This is a genomic window from Chryseobacterium taklimakanense, assembly GCF_900187185.1.
GTDB lineage: Bacteria > Bacteroidota > Bacteroidia > Flavobacteriales > Weeksellaceae > Planobacterium > Planobacterium taklimakanense.
This window is the reverse complement of sequence record NZ_LT906465.1, coordinates 2,136,492-2,153,993: the sequence shown is the minus strand read 5'-3', so window position 1 is coordinate 2,153,993 and position 17,502 is coordinate 2,136,492. Positions and strand designations below refer to the sequence as shown.

15 protein-coding genes and 1 tRNA gene are annotated in these 17,502 nt (G+C 39.9%); 4 read left to right on the top strand and 12 right to left on the bottom strand.

What is annotated here, in order from left to right; all coding sequences use genetic code 11:
• The first annotated feature begins 45 nt into the window (after positions 1 to 45).
• Together CKV81_RS10285 and CKV81_RS10280 are read left to right on the top strand one after the other, a co-directional pair.
• Complete coding sequence (locus CKV81_RS10285) at positions 46 to 726, top strand: hypothetical protein (protein ID WP_024565606.1); 681 nt, start codon at positions 46 to 48, stop codon at positions 724 to 726.
• On the top strand, positions 719 to 5,848 hold the full coding sequence (locus CKV81_RS10280; protein ID WP_059138039.1) for an Eco57I restriction-modification methylase domain-containing protein: 5,130 nt from the start codon (positions 719 to 721) through the stop codon (positions 5,846 to 5,848). Before CKV81_RS10285 ends, CKV81_RS10280 begins: the two co-directional genes overlap by 8 nt.
• A gap of 69 nt (positions 5,849 to 5,917) precedes the next feature.
• Here the strand turns inward: CKV81_RS10280 and CKV81_RS10275 are convergent.
• From CKV81_RS10275 to greA, 7 genes are all read right to left on the bottom strand, one after another.
• Positions 5,918 to 5,991: transfer RNA gene (locus CKV81_RS10275), tRNA-Met, on the bottom strand.
• A gap of 44 nt (positions 5,992 to 6,035) precedes the next feature.
• A complete protein-coding gene (locus CKV81_RS10270; RefSeq protein ID WP_095073067.1) occupies positions 6,036 to 7,313 on the bottom strand; it encodes a peroxiredoxin family protein in 1,278 nt (425 codons plus the stop codon).
• A 55-nt stretch (positions 7,314 to 7,368) separates the two neighbouring features.
• On the bottom strand, positions 7,369 to 7,584 hold the full coding sequence (locus CKV81_RS10265) for a hypothetical protein (RefSeq protein WP_095073061.1): 216 nt from the start codon (positions 7,582 to 7,584) through the stop codon (positions 7,369 to 7,371).
• Between the two features lie 8 nt (positions 7,585 to 7,592).
• Positions 7,593 to 9,617, bottom strand: a complete 2,025-nt coding sequence (locus CKV81_RS10260; RefSeq protein WP_095073060.1) for a T9SS type A sorting domain-containing protein — start codon at positions 9,615 to 9,617, stop codon at positions 7,593 to 7,595.
• Between the two features lie 104 nt (positions 9,618 to 9,721).
• Positions 9,722 to 10,885 carry an ATP-dependent Clp protease ATP-binding subunit ClpX gene (gene clpX / locus CKV81_RS10255; RefSeq protein ID WP_095073058.1) on the bottom strand — a complete coding sequence of 388 codons (1,164 nt, stop codon included), beginning with the start codon at positions 10,883 to 10,885 and terminating at the stop codon, positions 9,722 to 9,724.
• 79 nt (positions 10,886 to 10,964) lie between these two features.
• Positions 10,965 to 11,354 (bottom strand): HIT family protein, encoded by a 390-nt coding sequence (locus CKV81_RS10250; protein WP_095073056.1) that lies wholly within the window; start codon positions 11,352 to 11,354, stop codon positions 10,965 to 10,967.
• 47 nt (positions 11,355 to 11,401) lie between these two features.
• Complete coding sequence (gene greA / locus CKV81_RS10245) at positions 11,402 to 11,872, bottom strand: transcription elongation factor GreA (RefSeq protein WP_095073053.1); 471 nt, start codon at positions 11,870 to 11,872, stop codon at positions 11,402 to 11,404.
• A 107-nt stretch (positions 11,873 to 11,979) separates the two neighbouring features.
• Here greA and CKV81_RS10240 point away from each other — a divergent pair, with 107 nt between their 5' ends.
• Both CKV81_RS10240 and dtd read left to right on the top strand, forming a co-directional pair.
• Entirely contained in the window at positions 11,980 to 12,429 is a 450-nt protein-coding gene (locus CKV81_RS10240) for a hypothetical protein (protein WP_095073051.1), read from the top strand.
• A gap of 36 nt (positions 12,430 to 12,465) precedes the next feature.
• Positions 12,466 to 12,915, top strand: a complete 450-nt coding sequence (gene dtd, locus CKV81_RS10235; protein WP_095073049.1) for a D-aminoacyl-tRNA deacylase — start codon at positions 12,466 to 12,468, stop codon at positions 12,913 to 12,915.
• A 133-nt stretch (positions 12,916 to 13,048) separates the two neighbouring features.
• Here the strand turns inward: dtd and CKV81_RS10230 are convergent, their stop codons facing one another.
• From CKV81_RS10230 to glyA, 5 genes are all read right to left on the bottom strand, one after another.
• On the bottom strand, positions 13,049 to 13,558 hold the full coding sequence (locus CKV81_RS10230; protein ID WP_095073047.1) for a hypothetical protein: 510 nt from the start codon (positions 13,556 to 13,558) through the stop codon (positions 13,049 to 13,051).
• An 87-nt stretch (positions 13,559 to 13,645) separates the two neighbouring features.
• The gene (locus CKV81_RS10225) at positions 13,646 to 14,191 is read right to left on the bottom strand and encodes a hypothetical protein (protein ID WP_095073045.1); all 546 of its coding nucleotides are present in this window, start codon (positions 14,189 to 14,191) and stop codon (positions 13,646 to 13,648) included.
• 309 nt (positions 14,192 to 14,500) lie between these two features.
• The gene (locus tag CKV81_RS10220; protein ID WP_095073043.1) at positions 14,501 to 15,271 is read right to left on the bottom strand and encodes an enoyl-CoA hydratase/isomerase family protein; all 771 of its coding nucleotides are present in this window, start codon (positions 15,269 to 15,271) and stop codon (positions 14,501 to 14,503) included.
• A gap of 239 nt (positions 15,272 to 15,510) precedes the next feature.
• A complete protein-coding gene (locus tag CKV81_RS10215; RefSeq protein WP_185116897.1) occupies positions 15,511 to 15,972 on the bottom strand; it encodes a regulatory protein RecX in 462 nt (153 codons plus the stop codon).
• A gap of 245 nt (positions 15,973 to 16,217) precedes the next feature.
• Positions 16,218 to 17,489 (bottom strand): serine hydroxymethyltransferase, encoded by a 1,272-nt coding sequence (gene glyA, locus CKV81_RS10210; protein WP_095073041.1) that lies wholly within the window; start codon positions 17,487 to 17,489, stop codon positions 16,218 to 16,220.
• Positions 17,490 to 17,502 lie beyond the last annotated feature (13 nt).

The following is a 17,502-nucleotide window of genomic DNA, read 5'->3' as shown; positions in this document are numbered from 1 at the left end:
GTAAGTCAAATTTTGATTTGCCGCTTTTTTTAAAATGTAATCATTATGAACATCAAATCCATATTTTTAGTTTTCGTTTCAGTATTTATCCTAAATTCCTGCCACAAGGAAATCAAATCCGAAAAAGGCGGAATCGACCTCATTACCAATGTCTATTTTGATGCCTCCAGAGGATTGGACAAGATGCAGAGTTTCCACATCTCGAAAATGAGTTATTCGGAAAACCAAATTATCGAACTGGTTCCAAACCACACCTTTCCCGAAATGAATCAAAATGCCTATCTCGTGAGAGATTCTTTCTGCTATCCATTGGATGCTGAAAACGGCAACATCATACTTTCCGATATTCTTGAAAAACAAAAACCCGCATTGGTTTGGAACAAGAAGGACGGCGCCATATTCTCAAAAGAAATGATTCCGAACTATAATAACAGGCGGAAACTCTCCGACACGGTGTTATTCAAGAAAAAATACAGACGCTTCGAAATCAATTCGCCTTGGAACTATACCCGTTTCTACATCTATCCGACAGACACGATTCTGCCGTATTCCCTCTACAGACACGCCGAAAAGGATTATGGCGGAAGATTGGAGCGCATCGATTCCTACAATAAAAAGACCGACATCTTTGTAAGCCTGCAACTGCTTCCAAGAAAAAACTGGGACGACACGGCGAAAGACATTTTTGAGTTCAACCACTTCGTAAAAAACAGAAAAAGTGAGTGAGACATCCTATTTAAATCATTCTAGTTCAGAAATTTCCATTATTGAGGGAACTAAAAACGAACTGATTGTCTTTAACAGCGATAACGACAAAGATTCGTTTTTGGAACTTTTGAAACTAAACAATCAAAACAACGGCAGAACCCTTGTAACACTCAATTATAATGAAAATACTGGAAGCTTTGTCGAACGGTTTAAAAACTACGACGGAAAGATATTTCTGTGTCTAACCGGTGATGATGACGGAAATAGGTCTACACAAAAAATCCTCAATGAATTTCAAAATAAAAATATCAAGGACATCCGCCTGCTGTATGGAATTTCTGAAAATGGGAACCAAAACCTGGAAGAATATTTAAAAAATAAACTCCAAGTTCAAGAGAAAAATACTACTTTAGTTGAACAAAAAACGATAAGAAATGAAGACGATGGAACTCAATCCGAAGGAATTTCCGACACTCAGCACTTGGGAGCCGAACTTTCTCAACGAAATTCTGGAGAATCTAACCAAACAAGCAAACCCAAGCAAAACGGAAATCACTTTGGAGGACAAGCTGTGGACGGCAACCATGCTGGAAATGGACTTGAAGACACAATCTGGAAGCATCTGGTCGGAAAACCAGAGCGAGGACCCGTTGACGGAACACAACCGCAAAATGCTGCAAAAAATGAGGGAGCAGAACATTCCTTGGGCGGAATCGTATCCGGGAGAAATGTATCCAATAGAATAGCAGAAATAGTAAAAACATCTACTCAAAACAATGAGGCATTAGGGGTTCTTATTTCAAAATATAAAGGTCAAAAACTGACCAATGAACAAGTTGCGGAAGTTGTTTCCGCAGCTTGTTTTGTTTCCAGCGATAAGCAAGTTAAACTCAAGGAAAGTCTTAACATTACCGAGGATTTAAAAGAGATCTGTCATCAATTCAAAAGTGGCGGAACAGCTAAAGAAGGCAGGGGTATTTTGGATGAATACTACACCGATTCAAGGATTGTAGATGCCGTCAGAAATTTAATCAAAGACCAGTTTAAGAACAGGCAGGAAATTTCGGTATTGGAACCCAGCGTTGGAACGGGAAATTTTCTGTATGCAGTGAAAGAATTGGGAATCAAGTCCAATATCACTGCCTTTGAAATCAACGAAACCACCGCAAAGATTGCGAAAATCCTTCATCCCGAAGCCCACATCCATCTCCGCTCCTTTGAAACCGAGTTTATCGAAGAGAAAGGCAACAAGAAGGAATTTGCCGAAAAATACGATTTGGTTATCGGTAATCCACCCTACGGCGACCATCGCGGATTATACAAAGGTTTGGGAGAAGAACCCAAAATCTCCAAATACGAGGACTATTTTGTCAAAAGGTCTTTAGATTCTCTTAAACCCAATGGAGTTTTGGCAATGGTGCTTCCTTCGGGTTGGTTGAACCGACAAGCCCAACTAAAAAATGCAGATATTTTGGAAGGTTTTCGTCTGCCGAATGGTGCTTTTGCCGGAACTCAGGTAGGAACGGACATTATTATTCTGCAAAAAAATTCCCAGAAAATTTCTACAGATATTTCCAATTATTTTGAAAAACATCCCGACAGGATTTTAGGGGAAACCCGAGAGAAAACCAACCGTTTTGGGAGGTTGGAAAACTATGTCTATGGAAATTTAGAGGACGCCTTATCTAGGATTGAGCAACTCAAAAATAAAAAGCAGACCGAAAGAATTGGAAACCTCTTTGAAGATTTGTTTTTGGAGGTTGATCAACCTAAAGGAGAATCAAAAAGCAAAACTTTAGAAAACACCATTCCCGCTAAAACAGAAGAAATTGACCTTGCAGAAACGAAAGATAAAATTGAGCAAGTTCTTTCCAGACTTAATGAAGTAAAATTCAAATCTCCCGCAATTGAAAAGGAGATTGAGAAGTATTTCAAACTCCAAACCCAAATTTTTGATAATCCCCCAAATTTTTCGAAAGACCAAATTGATGAAATTCATCGTAAAGCGGATAAAATTATCCAGTCCCACAAAGAGAAAAATGCGGAATATCGAATTCAGACCAAACCGGAAATCAAGAAAGGGGTTTTAAAATACCAATTTTTCAAAGCCGATGAAATTGTGAATGCCTCGCTTCAGAACAGTACCGATATTACTAAAGAACAGATTGAGGCATTTCGGGACACTTCCTACGACGGCACATTAAACAATCACGGTAAGCACTACCAATTTGCCAACTATATGGACGGAAATTGGGTTCACGATTTTTATTACGCCGAAGGGAATATCTACGCCAAATTAGAACAACTGGAAATAGACTTTAAGGACAGGTTCTCGGTTGGCGGAACAGAAAATCAATATGAGAAACAAAAGGATTTACTCCTCAATGTTCTTCCAAAACCAAAAACTTTAGACGAAATCTCAATCAGTCCGAATCATGAATTTGTCCACCAGTTTGATTTGGGAACCATAGAAAAGGAACGCTGGAATCAAAACACAAGACAGACGGAAACTGTAACGGTTCCCTATAATCTTGCAGAAAAATTCAAGGATTTTGTCGGAACGCTTTCCAGTGAGGCATTTGCAGGTTCTTCATCTTGGGAAGTAAGAAGTTTTGTAGACAACGAAAACGTTACCGGAAGCGACAAGGAACGGAATGCCTTGGTTCGCGAAAGACGAAAAGTCGCCGCCAACGACTTGTTTCAAAAATTTTTGAGGGAAGAATTGTCGGACGCTTTAAGGAAGCGTTTTGTCAATGATTTTAACCGAAACTACAACAACATCTATGTTCCGGACTATTCAAAGTTTCCTTTGTTTTCAAAAATCCATTTGAATTTTAAAGGTCGAGAACTTAGATTAACTGAAGTTCAGAAAGCCGGAATCGGAAGGCAGACCACGAAAGGTGTCGGATTACTTGCACATGAAGTGGGATTTGGAAAAACATTGTCTGGAATCCTGTCCATGCACGAAGCGATGGAAAGAGGAAATGCGAAAAGACCGCTGATTGTCGTTCCCAATGACAGCATTCTGAAACAGTGGGTGGAAACCATTTTTGAAACCATTCCCGAAGCCAAAGTGAATGTCTTGGGAAATCTCGGAAAAGACTTCGACCTCTCAAAATTCGACAACAAGGATGGGGAAATCACCATCGTCACTTACGAGGGTTTTAACAATATCGGTTTTTCTGAAAATATTACCCAAAATCTGGCTTCCAAGTTCTCCTATATTTCAGAAAATGAATTAAGAAGTGTAAACACCATCAGCGAAAGGGATTTTCAGAAAGAACTGGAAAAAGAAAAAGAACTGGTGGGTAAAATGAAGCGTGGCAAGATTTACGATTGGGAAGACTTTGGTTTTGACCATCTGACTTATGACGAAGTCCACAACGCGAACCATATCGTAGGAAAAGTAAGAATAGAAGACCGCAGATTTGCTTCAGACTTTAGAAATCAAAACCAGCAGACTTCAAAGTTGGGTATCAATACTTGGATGGCTGCGCAATACATCCAAGAAAAGAACGACGGTAGAAATGTTACCTTGCTTTCTGCAACGCCATTTACCAATAAACCACTGGAATATTATTCTATTCTCTCCTTGATTGCGAACAAGAGATTAGAAGAATCGGGCTACTTCAATGTGAATACCTTCTTTGAAACCTTTATGGAGGCAGACAACGACATGGAGATTGACGCAAAAGGTGATGTGAAATTCAAGGCGAATGTTCGACGTTTTAAAAACAATTCGCTGTTTCAGCAACTTTTATCTGAATTTATTGATATCAAAGGCGAAGAAGACAATCCCGAATTGGTGCGGCCCAACCGAATCAACAAGGAATATAAGATTGAGCAGAACTATTTAACGAGTGAGCAATACGAAATGCTCAATGAAAACTTTACCGAAACCCAAAAAGGGGCAATTCTTACGCATATCCTTAATGCCCGTTTGATTGCGATTTCACCATATCTTTCTCCCTATTATGAAGGAGAAGAACCGTCTTTAGAAGAGTTTATAGAGGATTCTCCGAAACTAAAACAAACGATGGATTTGATTCGGCAGAACAAAAACGACATTCCGGATTCGGGACAGATTATCTACTCTGAATTAGCTGTTTCGGAATTTCCGAAACTAAGGGAATATTTGGTACGGGAGGTCGGCTACAAACCGGAAGAAGTCGGAGTCATCACCGGAGCAACCAGCAAACCAAACCGTTTAAAGATTCAGGACGATTTCAATTCCAGAAAAATAAAGGTGGTCATCGGAAGCGAGGCGATTCAGGAAGGAATGAACCTTCAGGAAAATACGACGGATATTTACATGCTTTCTCTTCCGTACAACTTTACCTCTCTACGGCAAGTGGAAGGTCGTGCTTGGCGACAAGGAAATAGGAACGAAAATGTAAGAATCAACTTTATGTTGACCAATGACAGCATTGATGTCTTTATGCTTCAAAAATTGCAATCCAAACAGGCAAGATACTTGGAGGCAATGAAGAAGGGAGCCGATGTTTTGGATATTTCTGACATCAGCACGCAGGAACTGAAAACCGCCATCATCACGAATCCCGAAACCAGAGCGAATATAGAAATTGAACTGATGAAAAAGCAAATTGAAACCGAAAAAAATAAATTTTTGGCTGATTCTGCTTTTGTGCTTCGAAAATATGACAGTTTTATTAAAATTCAGGAAGAAGTAACTAAAGCGCAACATAACTACAACCGAATCTTAGGCTATTCCAAGGAAGAGGGCGACAATGCCGAATACTGGAAAAACCAGCTTCCATTTTATCAAAAAACGATTGATTTGACAAAGGAGAAAGTCCAAGAGGAAATTGATATTCTTTCTCAAAAAGGCGTGAATGTGACGGAGATTGAACAGCAGACAAAAATTACTGAAGATAAGATTGCTGAATTGGATAAAAGGTTGGAGGATTTGCCTAATGTTCGGGAGGGATTGGTTGAGAAGTATAGGGAGGAGAAGGAAATGCAGTTGAAAATTAATGAGACTGGAAATTATTTAGGGGAGCGAGCAATTGAAAATGTGCTCTTATTTAATAAAAATAATTCCGAACGGATTAATATAGCTATAGAAAGACTGGATGTGCAAAAAGAAGCTGAAAAAGAATATTACAAAATAGGGCGATAAAAAACAGGGACTCAAAGTCCCTGTTTTAGTCCCCGTTATACGTAAATCACTGATTTACAGAATTGTTTGTAGCGAAGACGGGAATTGAACCCGTGACCTCAGGGTTATGAATCCTGCGCTCTAACCATCTGAGCTACCTCGCCATTAGAGTGGTGCAAATATAAAAATATTTTGAGTTTTGACAAAATTATTTTAATCCTAAATTTTCCAATACGTCAGCGATGTGATCCGGTTTTGCAATGATCTTGTTATTTTTGTCGAGGATATAGTAGGTGGGTGTTGCGCGGACATTATATTTTTCAGCAAAAGTGCTGTTCCAGCCGCGTAATTCAGTATCATTAATCCACGGATAATGATTGGCTTTACTGTCGTAAGAGGCCTTGTCGACATCAAGAGAAAGGCCGACGATTTCAATATTTTTGGCCTTCATTTGGCTGTAGTACGGAATAAATTTTGGCAATTCTGTCTCGCAATGCGAGCAGGTTGAAGACCAAAAAACAATAACCTTCTTGTCTGCTTTCACTTCGTAGAGTGATCTGGCCTGCGTTTTTACGGGTTTACTGAAAACGTAATTTTCAAAAGTTGCTCCTAAAGCAACCGCATCATTGGTTTTAATAGTAGATGCAAGCCTGTCATTGATTGTGCATTTTAGATTCTTTGCCTCAGCAAGATATTTATCCTTCAACTCAGTCATAGAATAAGTATCAAAAATTTCAATCAGTTCAGAGAGGACAGTTTGGCCGCGGGGCGTTTCTAGGTTTACGGCCTTAAGAAGATTCTCTACAGCAACCTCGGTGTTAACCGCTGTGGAAAGATAGTCCTGCAGGACAGGGCGCAAAAGCGTCGAGGTCTCAAGCATTTCATTGGAATGGCTTATGAACTGAATAATTTCACTTTGACTTACACCCGACTGCGTGGACGGTTTTCCTAAAAATTTACTGTAGTTATTGGTGTAATAAGTTATGAACGGATATTTACTCACATCCGGAAGTTTGCCTGTAAGAACAGAAATTTCTTTGTCCATAGCCTGTGAGAAAGCAGAAGACGGCTTGTAAAACTCTTTCATTTGGTAAAGCACAGGAAGTATAGTCTGCTGTTTGCGCTGAAAATCCTGCACCAGATCCATCATTTTGTTGGATTCATCTATATATAAAACTTCTGAAACCCTGCTCCCCTGCGTATCCAGTTTTATATTGACATCCCTGTTTTCTGAAATGAAATTTAGAGAATAGTTTATTTCCGGGAAGTAGGCTTTCATCATTCCCATGTACTGGCCGGGATATTTAAAGGACCACTGATCATTTGTTTTAGAGAGCTTTGTGACAAGCATATCTTTCGAACCGTTGGTGGTGAATAAATAAACTTCTTTTGGTGCAAAACCTTCTTTAGCGGTGATAGAAATATGGAACTGGGCAGAAAGCAATGCGCTAACAAAACCAAATAAAATAAGGGCTGTTTTTTTCATTTTATAAAAATAAAAAAAACTCACTGAATATAGTGAGTTTTATAATATTGAAATTTTAAACTGCTTTTCTTTCTCTGTATTTATAAAAATGATATAGTATGAAAAATATTGCTATAACTCCTAAATAAACAATATACATATCTATTGGACTAACAATATTTCCATCACCTTCAGGGGGTGGGGGATCGTCCCCTTCAAATCCACCTCCTTGTCCAAAAATGAATGTGTTAAACACTATAAGAACCAACCACCCAATTCTAATTTTTTTCATATTGTGCACTAATTTATTGTTTTAATTGTCACAACTAAACCATTTGAGTAGGTAACCTTTAAAATGTACACTCCATTAGACGCTAGTTGCTGAAGTTGCATATCTGTAGAAGTAGGAACATTCTTAAATGAAGAAACTAATTTACCGGCCATATCATAGACTTCTACATCGGCCTTGGTTGCAACATTTGCAAAGCGCAGTTTTCTTACATTTTCATCTTTATATATAAATGTACTCGCGTTATTTACTACATCATGACTTTTCAAGAAACTCCCGCTCGGTGGAATTCCCCAATAAATTTCAAACCGTTTATCACTGTCTTTATCAGCAATAAAGTCATACGATTTATCACCAGTAATCTCTACTGACTGTTTTGTAAGCGTATCGTACAGATAAAATTTCTCCCCTGACAATTTGTTAGGGCTGGAAAAAATAGACCCTTCATATAAATTAAAATTCAATGAATAATTTGCTCCTGCAACAAGATTATTAAAGCCAATTCCCATGGGTTTACCAACATATTCATTTACATTAAAAGCTGTAAATTTCTTTTTGCTACTGCGGTTGATCTCACTTCCATTAATACCGTATACATACACAGCATCGTTATCTTGTATGGCTGAAGAAATTTCTGTGGGTAGAGATGAACCGACAAGGTATGCAGGAGTAGATTGAATTACATTATCTTTTACCAATATTATTTCCGATTGATAGAAAGGAGATGATGATACCGACGATGAAGTCGATGCCGCCATTCTACCAGTAGCTTTTACAGACTGAACTGTAATAGGCGGTGCTTGTTCAGTAGCAGTTCCAGGCGCAGAAGGTGAATAGTTAAAAGTTTTATGATTATCATTAAAATCAACTCTTATATTAACAATTCTTGTATTACCTAAGTTTGTTGGGTTAATGAGAGGAAAGTTAAGATTAAATGTCTCCAATGGCTTTATAAGTAAAGCTTGTGCATTTCCTGTCCACTGCTGCCCATCGTATTGAGCAACGTAGTATGTTCCGGAATTAGTGCTACCAGTCCTACCCCAATTGATATCAAAATTTGCTGTACGTTTGGAGATGTTAAAATTTTTAATTTTTGCATCGTCAGTCGCACCCTTAATCGTACGTTCAGAAACATTAAGTATTTTAAGCCATGCGTTTGCACCGTCGAATGCGCTAAGGTCTAAATTTGAAGTATACGGGTTGCCGAAACGATAAACGTTTTTAGCATATGTCCTACTGGTTGATTCTATATTCCCCAAATAAGTAAAATATGCTTCATTATACTGATTTGTACGATTTCTCCACTCATTATACTGTAAAAGGGAAAAACTTTCTTCGGTTTCACCAGGAATTACAGATTTACCAGTTGATGAGTAAGATGCTGGAGCAGGAGTGCCTTTGTAATTGATGGTATTTATCATTACCGCCTGCATGTTTGCCGGCCGGAGGTTTAGCAAATAGTAATCACCTGCAGCAAAAGTATTGGTGGTGGTTACAGGATCATGTTGAATTGTATTATTATTCCACTTACGCAGTGTCACATTAAAGATCTGAGTACCACAAGGATTATTTGGAGCGCAGTTACCAACAAAATCAGAAGTTGATAAACCAAAGGACCTCATTAGATAATTAGCATTGTCTCTAAAAGGAAAACTGATGGGGTAAGTAGCGCCAAAATATGAGCTGGATGCAGCTGGCTTTTGCATAACCATCCTTGCATCAGTGGTGGTGTTTGATCCGCTTCTGATGATTACCTGTCCGTAGTCGCTGTCACTAGTATATACATTGACAAATTCATTACCATCTGAAGCAGCATTGGTACGTGTTCCCTTTTTATAGTTACCAACAATCATAATACCGCCCCTGTTTTCGACAGTTGCTGCGGTATTGGCGTTTAGTTCCCAATCGCCTCCACTGTAGACCAGTGCACCACTGGAAACATAAAATTTTGCTCCTTCGTCAACGTAGGTCAGGGTCTGCGCATTAAGGCTGAATTTCAACGCGAGAAACCCAATAAATAGGAATCTTTTTTTCATCTAAGTAATTATTTGTGTTTTTACAGAGCAATTTTGCTCCTTGCAAAGATATTGGTTTTTTAATAAAAGCAAAAAAATTTAACTATATTACAAAAATTTCATCTTTATTTTAATATAATTTGGTCCTGCTCGCCAATATTAAACATATAATCCTCCAAAACTTTTTCCGTGGTCCCGCGTAAACCTCTTGCACCAAGTCCTTTTTCCATGGTTTCTTCCACAATTTTTTCAACAGCGGAATCTTTAAATTTCAAGTTAATCCCATCCATTTTGAAGAGTTCCACAAACTGATTGATGATGGAATTTTTAGGTTCTTTCATGATTCGTACCATCGTTTCCTTAGTCAGTTTGTCGAGGTAGGTTACTATCGGGAAACGGCCCAAAAGCTCAGGGATGAGACCGAATTTCCTTAAATCCATCGCATTGATCTGACTCAAAATATAGTCATCCTCTTCAATCCTACTCATTTTTTCTGCGCTGAAGCCGATCGCCTGCTTGTTCAGTCTTCTTTCAATGATTTCTTTAATTCCATCAAAAGCTCCACCTGCAATGAAAAGAATATTCTGCGTATTGACCTGAATGTATTTTTGGTCCGGATGTTTTCTACCACCCTGTGGCGGAACGTTCACGATGCTGCCTTCCAGAAGCTTCAATAAGCCCTGCTGTACTCCTTCACCGGAAACATCTCTCGTGATGCTTGGATTATCCGATTTGCGGGCGATTTTATCAATTTCATCAATGAAGACGATGCCTTTCTCGGCTTTTTCCACATCGTAATCGGCAACCATGAGAAGTCGGGACAAAATACTTTCAACATCTTCGCCTACATAACCGGCTTCGGTAAGGATGGTCGCATCCACAATACAAAACGGTACATTGAGTTCTCTGGCGATGGTTTTGGCTAAAAGCGTTTTCCCGGTTCCCGTCTCCCCAATCATAATGATGTTGGACTTTTCAATCTCTACCTCCCGGTTTTCGTTCTGCGCATGAAGAAGCCTTTTATAATGGTTGTAAACGGCAATAGAAAGTTGCTTTTTGGCCTGATCCTGCCCGATAACATACTGATCCAGAAATTCCTTTATTTCTTTCGGTTTTTTAAGTTCATCAATCGTGGAAGCCGGTGCAAAACCTTGACCTTTCACAGACTCTTTCACGATGGAATGTGCCTGCTCAATACAGTTTTCGCAGATAAAACCTTCCTGACCGGATACCAGCATCTGTACTTCTTTTCTTTTTCTTCCGCAGAAAGAACATTGGTTTGGATTCATTTATAGAATTTCGTTTTTGTAATTAAAATTGGTTTAAAAAAAATTTTGCCAAAGTTAAAGAACTTTGACAAAATAAATATTAAGCGTTTGCAATGGCGTTTTGTATGCCCTGAAATTCCTCAGGGGAAAGCTTTAGCCTTTCATTAGTAAAATTGAGATCCTGCATAGAATTCATGGGAACCAGGTGAATATGCGCGTGCGGCACTTCAAGCCCAACCACGGCAACACCAACCCGTACGCAGGGAACCGCAGCGCCGATTTTCTTGGCTACGCTTTGCGCAAATGCCCAAAGATTTTTGAATTCTTCACTTTCCAGATCAAAGATCAGATCCACTTCTTTCTTAGGAATTACCAGCGTATGGCCTTTAACCAAAGGCATCACATCCAGAAATGCCAAGTGATGTTCATCCTCTGCAATCTTGTAGGCAGGAATTTCTCCGTTGATTATTTTTGTGAAAATCGTGCTCATATTTTTTTCAAATGTAATGATTGGTGAGTTCTTTTCCGCTTATAAATTTAAAGCGAAATTTCCAGAACTTCAAATGAAAGTTTGTTGCCGTTCGGAAGTACAATTTCTGCGGTCTCTCCCACACTTTTGCCCAACAGTCCTTTTGCGATTGGTGTGTTTACAGAGATTTTTCCTGCTTTCAAGTCGCTTTCATTGTCCGGTACTAAAGTGAATTTCTGTTCCTGCTTTGTACCGTTGTTTTTAAGTCGCACGGTAGTCAGAATCGCAACTTTTGAAGTATCCAACTGCGATTCATCAATGACCTTTGAAGTCGCGATCGAATCTTTCAGTTTTGATATCTTCATTTCAAGCATGCCCTGGGCTTCTTTTGCCGCATCATATTCTGCATTTTCTGAAAGGTCTCCTTTATCTCTGGCTTCAGCAATCTGTTGTGTAATTCTCGGTCTTTCAATGCTTTCCAGCCTTTCAAGTTCAGCTTTCATCTTCTCCAAACCTTCTTTTGTAACGTATGTTGCCATAATTTTTTAATTTTGAAATTGATAAAAAAAAATTATCCGGCCATTTTGCAGCCCGGACAATGTTTCGTTTTGTAATATCGTTTTACAAAGATATAAATTATTTTTAAATGAAATATATACATTCCGCCCTTAGAATATTAACGTTATTTATTTTCATAACATTAGCAGCCACCTCATGCCGGTCTACCGATGAAACTGTGAACTGCTTCCCAAATTCACCCATCAGCGTCGTGCTCAATCTCAACCTGCCTTCCTACCAGAATCTGAACCATCCGGGCGGATGGGTGTATGTGAACGAGCAGGGTTCCGGTACACGCGGACTTATTGTTTTAAGAACCAACGGGGGCTTTAAAGTTTATGACCGAAATGCGCCGCATCTTTGTCCCGCAACGGAAACGACTTTAAGCGTTGTAGACAATATCAAACTCTTCTGTCCTGCCGATAAATCGGAATGGATTCTGCTAACGGGCGAACCAATAAAAGTGGCGCAAATTTCACCGAAGATCTATCTTTCCCAATACGATCCCAACAGTAATGTTTTAAGTATATACAATTAGGATGAGGTTAATTTTCATTTATTTAGATTAAAAAATATGCGTGTTGTTATACAGAGGGTTTCCGCATCAGGTGTAAAAGTTGATGACAGGACGGTGGGTGAAATAGCCGCCGGCTTTATGCTTTTAATTGGCATTGATGAAGAAGATGAAACCGCAGATGCCGATTGGCTGGTACAGAAAATCCTGAACCTAAGGGTTTTCGGTGACGAAGAGGGTAAAATGAACCGTTCGATTTTAGATATTAAAGGTGAAATACTCTGCATAAGCCAGTTTACCTTAATTGCAGATTACAAAAAAGGGAACCGTCCGAGCTTCATCAAAGCAGCAAAACCCGACAAAGCCATCCCACTATTTGAATATTTTAAAAATGAAATTTCAAAATCCGGCCTGAAAACCGAAAGCGGAATCTTCGGTGCTGATATGAAAGTATCTCTGGTTAATGACGGGCCGGTGACGATATTGATGGACAGCAAGACGAAGGCTTAATGCAGGGTAATAAGAAACAGCGACTTAGGTGACTGCTTGAATTTTATTAATCAGTAAAAAAAGAAGAATCAAAAAAGCCTTCCGGGATATCCTGAAGGCTTTTTATTTCCTAATTTTTTTTTAAAATAATGACCTACTGTGTCGCAGGAATGCTGCTGAAAGTCAGCGAGCTTCTTACGCTCATATCAGCTGTTGGTGACGATTTCAGAACATAAACCACTCTTTGCTGAATTGCATTTCCTGATTTCATCACGTTATCTAAAATTTGATTGTTGTTTACATCCAGAGAAAGTGAATTTCCGATATTATCTGCAATATTATCACGGGAAGCTACCAAAACTTCATTATTCCCTGATGAAATATAAACCCTTACGCTCTGGAAAACACCCATACCCTGCGTTCCGGAAGTTACCGTCATCGTCGCGGTTGATGCCCTGATATCTTTTACATTATTACTCACATTGGCAATCTGGTTCAGGCTTGTTCCCGCTCCTACCGCTGAAAGTTGGGTGTTGGCAGGAGAGCCCTGCGTAACCACAAAATTGGAATTGTAGGGCAGCGTATTCTGCAACACCGAAGAAACTGTAGAACAGCTTACCAGAGTTGCCGTTGCCACTACTGCTGTTATAAAAATATTTTTCATAGCGATTAAAATTTAATTTGAAATTATCTTTCAGAAATTGTACCAAATGAGATTATTAACATAAGATTAACGGTCTGTTGAAAGGCTTTATTCCACACTTACGGTGAAATTACCTTTAGGGCTTCCCGATGCCATATTACTTTTTCCAATAATCAGCCAGATTTCTCCTTTTCCTTTGTTCGGAATATTTACAGTTCTTCCAAAAGGCCCATCCGTCGATCCGTCAGCAAATCTCACCTGGTTGATGCGGATGTTTATATCAGCATTCTCTGGCTTTACTTCAGCGATGATGCTGGGTTTGTCGTAATCGGTAATTTTCAGTACAAATTCCTGATTATCGTTTTTTATTTCCTCACCGATACTGAACGGCAACATCGAAGCATCGGCGGTTCGCGTAATCCTGTTGTCTTTCTCGTCACGCATTACGCCTTCGCGCAGCACTTCTTTTACAACTTCGGAATTGTTGATGATGGAATCCGGCATTTTTTGCGGAACCGCTTCATCTGTCTTGGCAGAATCTATATTGTCGATTACCGCTCCGGCCTGTGTAGAATCTGATTGAGTTTCTGAAACGCTGGCTTCCTTTTGGCAGGAAAACAGTATAAATGGGAGGATCAGAAGGAGTTTTTTCATATGTTTGATGGTTTGTTTTTGTGAATGCGAAAATCATTCCTTAAAGCGGACAGATTTTATCCATACGAAAAATGGAGAAGTGCCAAAGAACATTAATTCCGCAAATTAAGCTCTGGCATAAGGCAGACAGGGATTGCGATAATTTTTCCTGCCTTAAATCATCTTATATTCAAAAGAATCTGCGTTATTAGTGAAATCTGGGGAAAACTGTTGTCCGCAGATCACACGGAGTGCGCTGATTTTTCTGTGCTATAAAGCTGCATATTCAAAAATAATCTGCTATATCGCTAAAACTGCGGGAGTTTTAAACTATTTCGCCCGCAATCTTTCCTTGATCTTTTCGATATTTTTCTTTGCAGAATCTTCCAGGATTAAAGACGCACTCATGTGAATCCGTTCCGGCATCAGTTCAGAAAAATGCTCCGTGCCTTCCCACGACACTTTTTTAATCAAAGCCAAAGCCTCATCGCTTCTCGTGGAAAGGGTCTCCATAAATTTTGAAATCTTACCGTCCATTTCTGCAATATTTTCAGATACGGAATGATAAATATTGTGCGTTTCAGCCCAGTCCGCAGAACGGAAATCCGCATCAGTTGCCATCGCCGCAAACTGTGACTTACCGATTTTTCTTTCTACATAAGGCCCGATCACAAACGGCCCGATTCCCAGATTGATTTCCGTGAGGGCCAATGCAGAATGTTTCGTTGCAAAGCAATAATCAGCGCCACAGGCAATCCCAACGCCACCGCCGGTCGTTTTTCCCTGCACGCGAACCACCACGATTTTTCCACAGGTTCGCATCGCATTCAAAACACTCGCAAATCCGCCGAAGAATATTTTTGAAGTCTCCAGTTCGTCGATTTCCAAAAGTTCATCGAAACTTGCGCCCGCACAAAAGGCTTTCTCTCCTTCAGATTTTAACAGGATGGCTTTCACTTCCGCTTTTGCGCCTTCATTCAGGATGGTTTGCGCAAGTTTTTCCAAAATATGTCCCGGCAAAGCATTGCTTTTCGGGGTTCCGAAGGTGATTTCGGCAATACCGTTATTAATTGCTGAATTTACAAAGGGCTGTGTGATCATTTTTAAAAAATTGGAGATTTAATGGTTATCATTCAGCAAATATGAAGGTTTTTCGGGGATTATACCAAATTTTCAGGACTGTTTAATAAGTTTATTGGTTTCCAGGCTTTTAAGGCTATACTGAACATAACTGTTGCCGGGTTGAGGCCCTTATTCACTTACTTTAGAAACGGAAGGTTAACCTGTAAAAACAATGACCGAGTGGCCTGCACAACCCTCTTGCTGGTATCTGGCGGGTGTCAGTTGCCGGAGAGGCTGCTGATCAGATCGTACTCGAAGCCGCGCGACATCAGATAGCGGGTGGTTTTGATGTCTTTCTGGTAGTTCTGCAAACCTTTCAGTTTGGAACGGTAAGCTTCCCACTGTTTTAAAATTTCGTTTTCATAATCGTTCTCATCAATCTCATCCATGCATTTGTTGATCAGTTTTTCTGTGATGCCTTTCTGCTTAAGGTGCTGCCTGATTTTATTGCGTCCCCAGTGTTTGATATAGAATTTCCCGCGGATGTAGCTGCGGGTAAAGCGCTCCTCATTCAGATAATTTTCCCTGATGAGATACATGATAATTTCCTCTTTGGCCTCGGGAATCAACACGAATTCCCTCATCTTCTTCTCCACTTCGTAATGGCAGCGGTCCTGATACACGCAGTAGTTTACCATTTTCAGTTTGATTTCATCGAAGGTGAAGAGTTTTTTGTCCATAAACGCAGGAACGCGCCTTTTAGCGCGTTCAAATTTATTGAATTGTTCTTTTGTCTTTAAATAAAACAACCAAAGGTTGCCTCATTTATTTCTTATCGTTTTTATTGTTGAATAAAATTTTTTGCCGCCACTCAAACAATAAGAATTTTTAATTAGGTAATCATTAGCTAAACGGTTAACGAAGAAATTTTAATTTTTCTTCACGCCACTAACTCCTAAATCAATATTTTCAATGCCGAAAGTAATTAATAAGTAAACAACGGGATACCGTCCATCATATCGTTGACTTTTTTGCGGACATCGGCAAGAACCCCATCGTTTTTGATATTGTCAACTACGTTTGAAATCAGTTCGGCAATGGTGTCCATATCATTTTCTTTCAAACCTCTGGTCGTTACGGCAGCAGTTCCCAAACGGATCCCCGAAGTAGTGAATGCCGACTTATCATCATAAGGCACCATATTTTTGTTGCAGGTAATGTCTGCTTTTACCAGTGCTTTTTCGGTTTCTTTACCGTTAACGTTTTTATTTCTTAAATCTACCAGCATCAGATGGTTGTCGGTTCCGCCGCTTACGATATCGAAACCTCTGTCCATCATCGATTTCGCCAGAGCTCTGGCGTTGGAAATAACCTGTTTCGTGTAAACGGTAAATTTATCATCCACCGCTTCACCAAAAGCCACGGCTTTCGCAGCAATCACGTGTTCCAGCGGCCCACCCTGAATTCCGGGGAAAACACAACCGTCCAGAACCTGGCTCATCATCTTGGTTTCGCCTTTAGGCGTTTTGTGGCCGTAAGTATTTTCGAAATCTTTGCCCATCATAATCAGTCCGCCTCTTGGCCCGCGCAGTGTTTTATGGGTGGTTGTAGTTACCACATGACAGTGCGGGAAAGGTGAAGACAGGTGTCCTTTTGCAATCAGACCGGCAGGATGTGCGATATCTGCCCAAAGTGTGGCACCTACCTCATCGGCAATTTCACGGAATTTTGCAAAATCAATGTCTCTGGAATAGGCAGAATAACCGGCGATGATCATTTTAGGTTTTACTTCCAATGCTTTTTGCCGCACGTTTTCGTAATCGATTAATCCTGTTTCTCTTTCCACACCGTAGAAATTCGCCTGATACTGAATTCCTGAGAAATTCACAGCCGACCCGTGGGTTAAGTGTCCTCCCATTGATAAATCCAGACCAAGAATGGCGTCGCCAGGTTTCAGAACCGCCAGATAAATCGCTGCATTAGCCTGTGAACCGGAGTGTGGCTGCACATTGGCATATTCTACGCCGAACAATTTTTTGGCTCTTTCTATGGCTAAAGTTTCCACTTCATCCACCACTTCGCAGCCGCCGTAATACCTTCTTCCCGGGTAACCTTCAGCATATTTATTGGTTAAAACGCTGCCCATGGCTTTCATTACGTCATCAGAAACAAAATTTTCAGATGCGATGAGTTCAATTCCGTGGGTTTGTCTCTGTCTTTCTTTTTCGATAAGGTCGAAGATTACGCTGCTGCTCATATTTTTAGATGTT

Excerpts from the sequence above, each read along its gene's own strand:
- CKV81_RS10225 (WP_095073045.1), bottom strand. The coding sequence starts at position 14,191 with ATGAAAAAACTCCTTCTGATCCTCCCATTTATACTGTTTTCCTGCCAA.
- CKV81_RS10285 (WP_024565606.1), top strand. The coding sequence starts at position 46 with ATGAACATCAAATCCATATTTTTAGTTTTCGTTTCAGTATTTATCCTA.
- greA (WP_095073053.1), bottom strand. The coding sequence starts at position 11,872 with ATGGCAACATACGTTACAAAAGAAGGTTTGGAGAAGATGAAAGCTGAA.
- CKV81_RS10220 (WP_095073043.1), bottom strand. The coding sequence starts at position 15,271 with ATGATCACACAGCCCTTTGTAAATTCAGCAATTAATAACGGTATTGCC.
- CKV81_RS10215 (WP_185116897.1), bottom strand. The coding sequence starts at position 15,972 with ATGGACAAAAAACTCTTCACCTTCGATGAAATCAAACTGAAAATGGTA.
- dtd (WP_095073049.1), top strand. The coding sequence starts at position 12,466 with ATGCGTGTTGTTATACAGAGGGTTTCCGCATCAGGTGTAAAAGTTGAT.
- clpX (WP_095073058.1), bottom strand. The coding sequence starts at position 10,885 with ATGAATCCAAACCAATGTTCTTTCTGCGGAAGAAAAAGAAAAGAAGTA.
- CKV81_RS10240 (WP_095073051.1), top strand. The coding sequence starts at position 11,980 with ATGAAATATATACATTCCGCCCTTAGAATATTAACGTTATTTATTTTC.
- CKV81_RS10250 (WP_095073056.1), bottom strand. The coding sequence starts at position 11,354 with ATGAGCACGATTTTCACAAAAATAATCAACGGAGAAATTCCTGCCTAC.
- CKV81_RS10230 (WP_095073047.1), bottom strand. The coding sequence starts at position 13,558 with ATGAAAAATATTTTTATAACAGCAGTAGTGGCAACGGCAACTCTGGTA.
- CKV81_RS10270 (WP_095073067.1), bottom strand. The coding sequence starts at position 7,313 with ATGAAAAAAACAGCCCTTATTTTATTTGGTTTTGTTAGCGCATTGCTT.
- CKV81_RS10260 (WP_095073060.1), bottom strand. The coding sequence starts at position 9,617 with ATGAAAAAAAGATTCCTATTTATTGGGTTTCTCGCGTTGAAATTCAGC.
- CKV81_RS10265 (WP_095073061.1), bottom strand. The coding sequence starts at position 7,584 with ATGAAAAAAATTAGAATTGGGTGGTTGGTTCTTATAGTGTTTAACACA.
- glyA (WP_095073041.1), bottom strand. The coding sequence starts at position 17,489 with ATGAGCAGCAGCGTAATCTTCGACCTTATCGAAAAAGAAAGACAGAGA.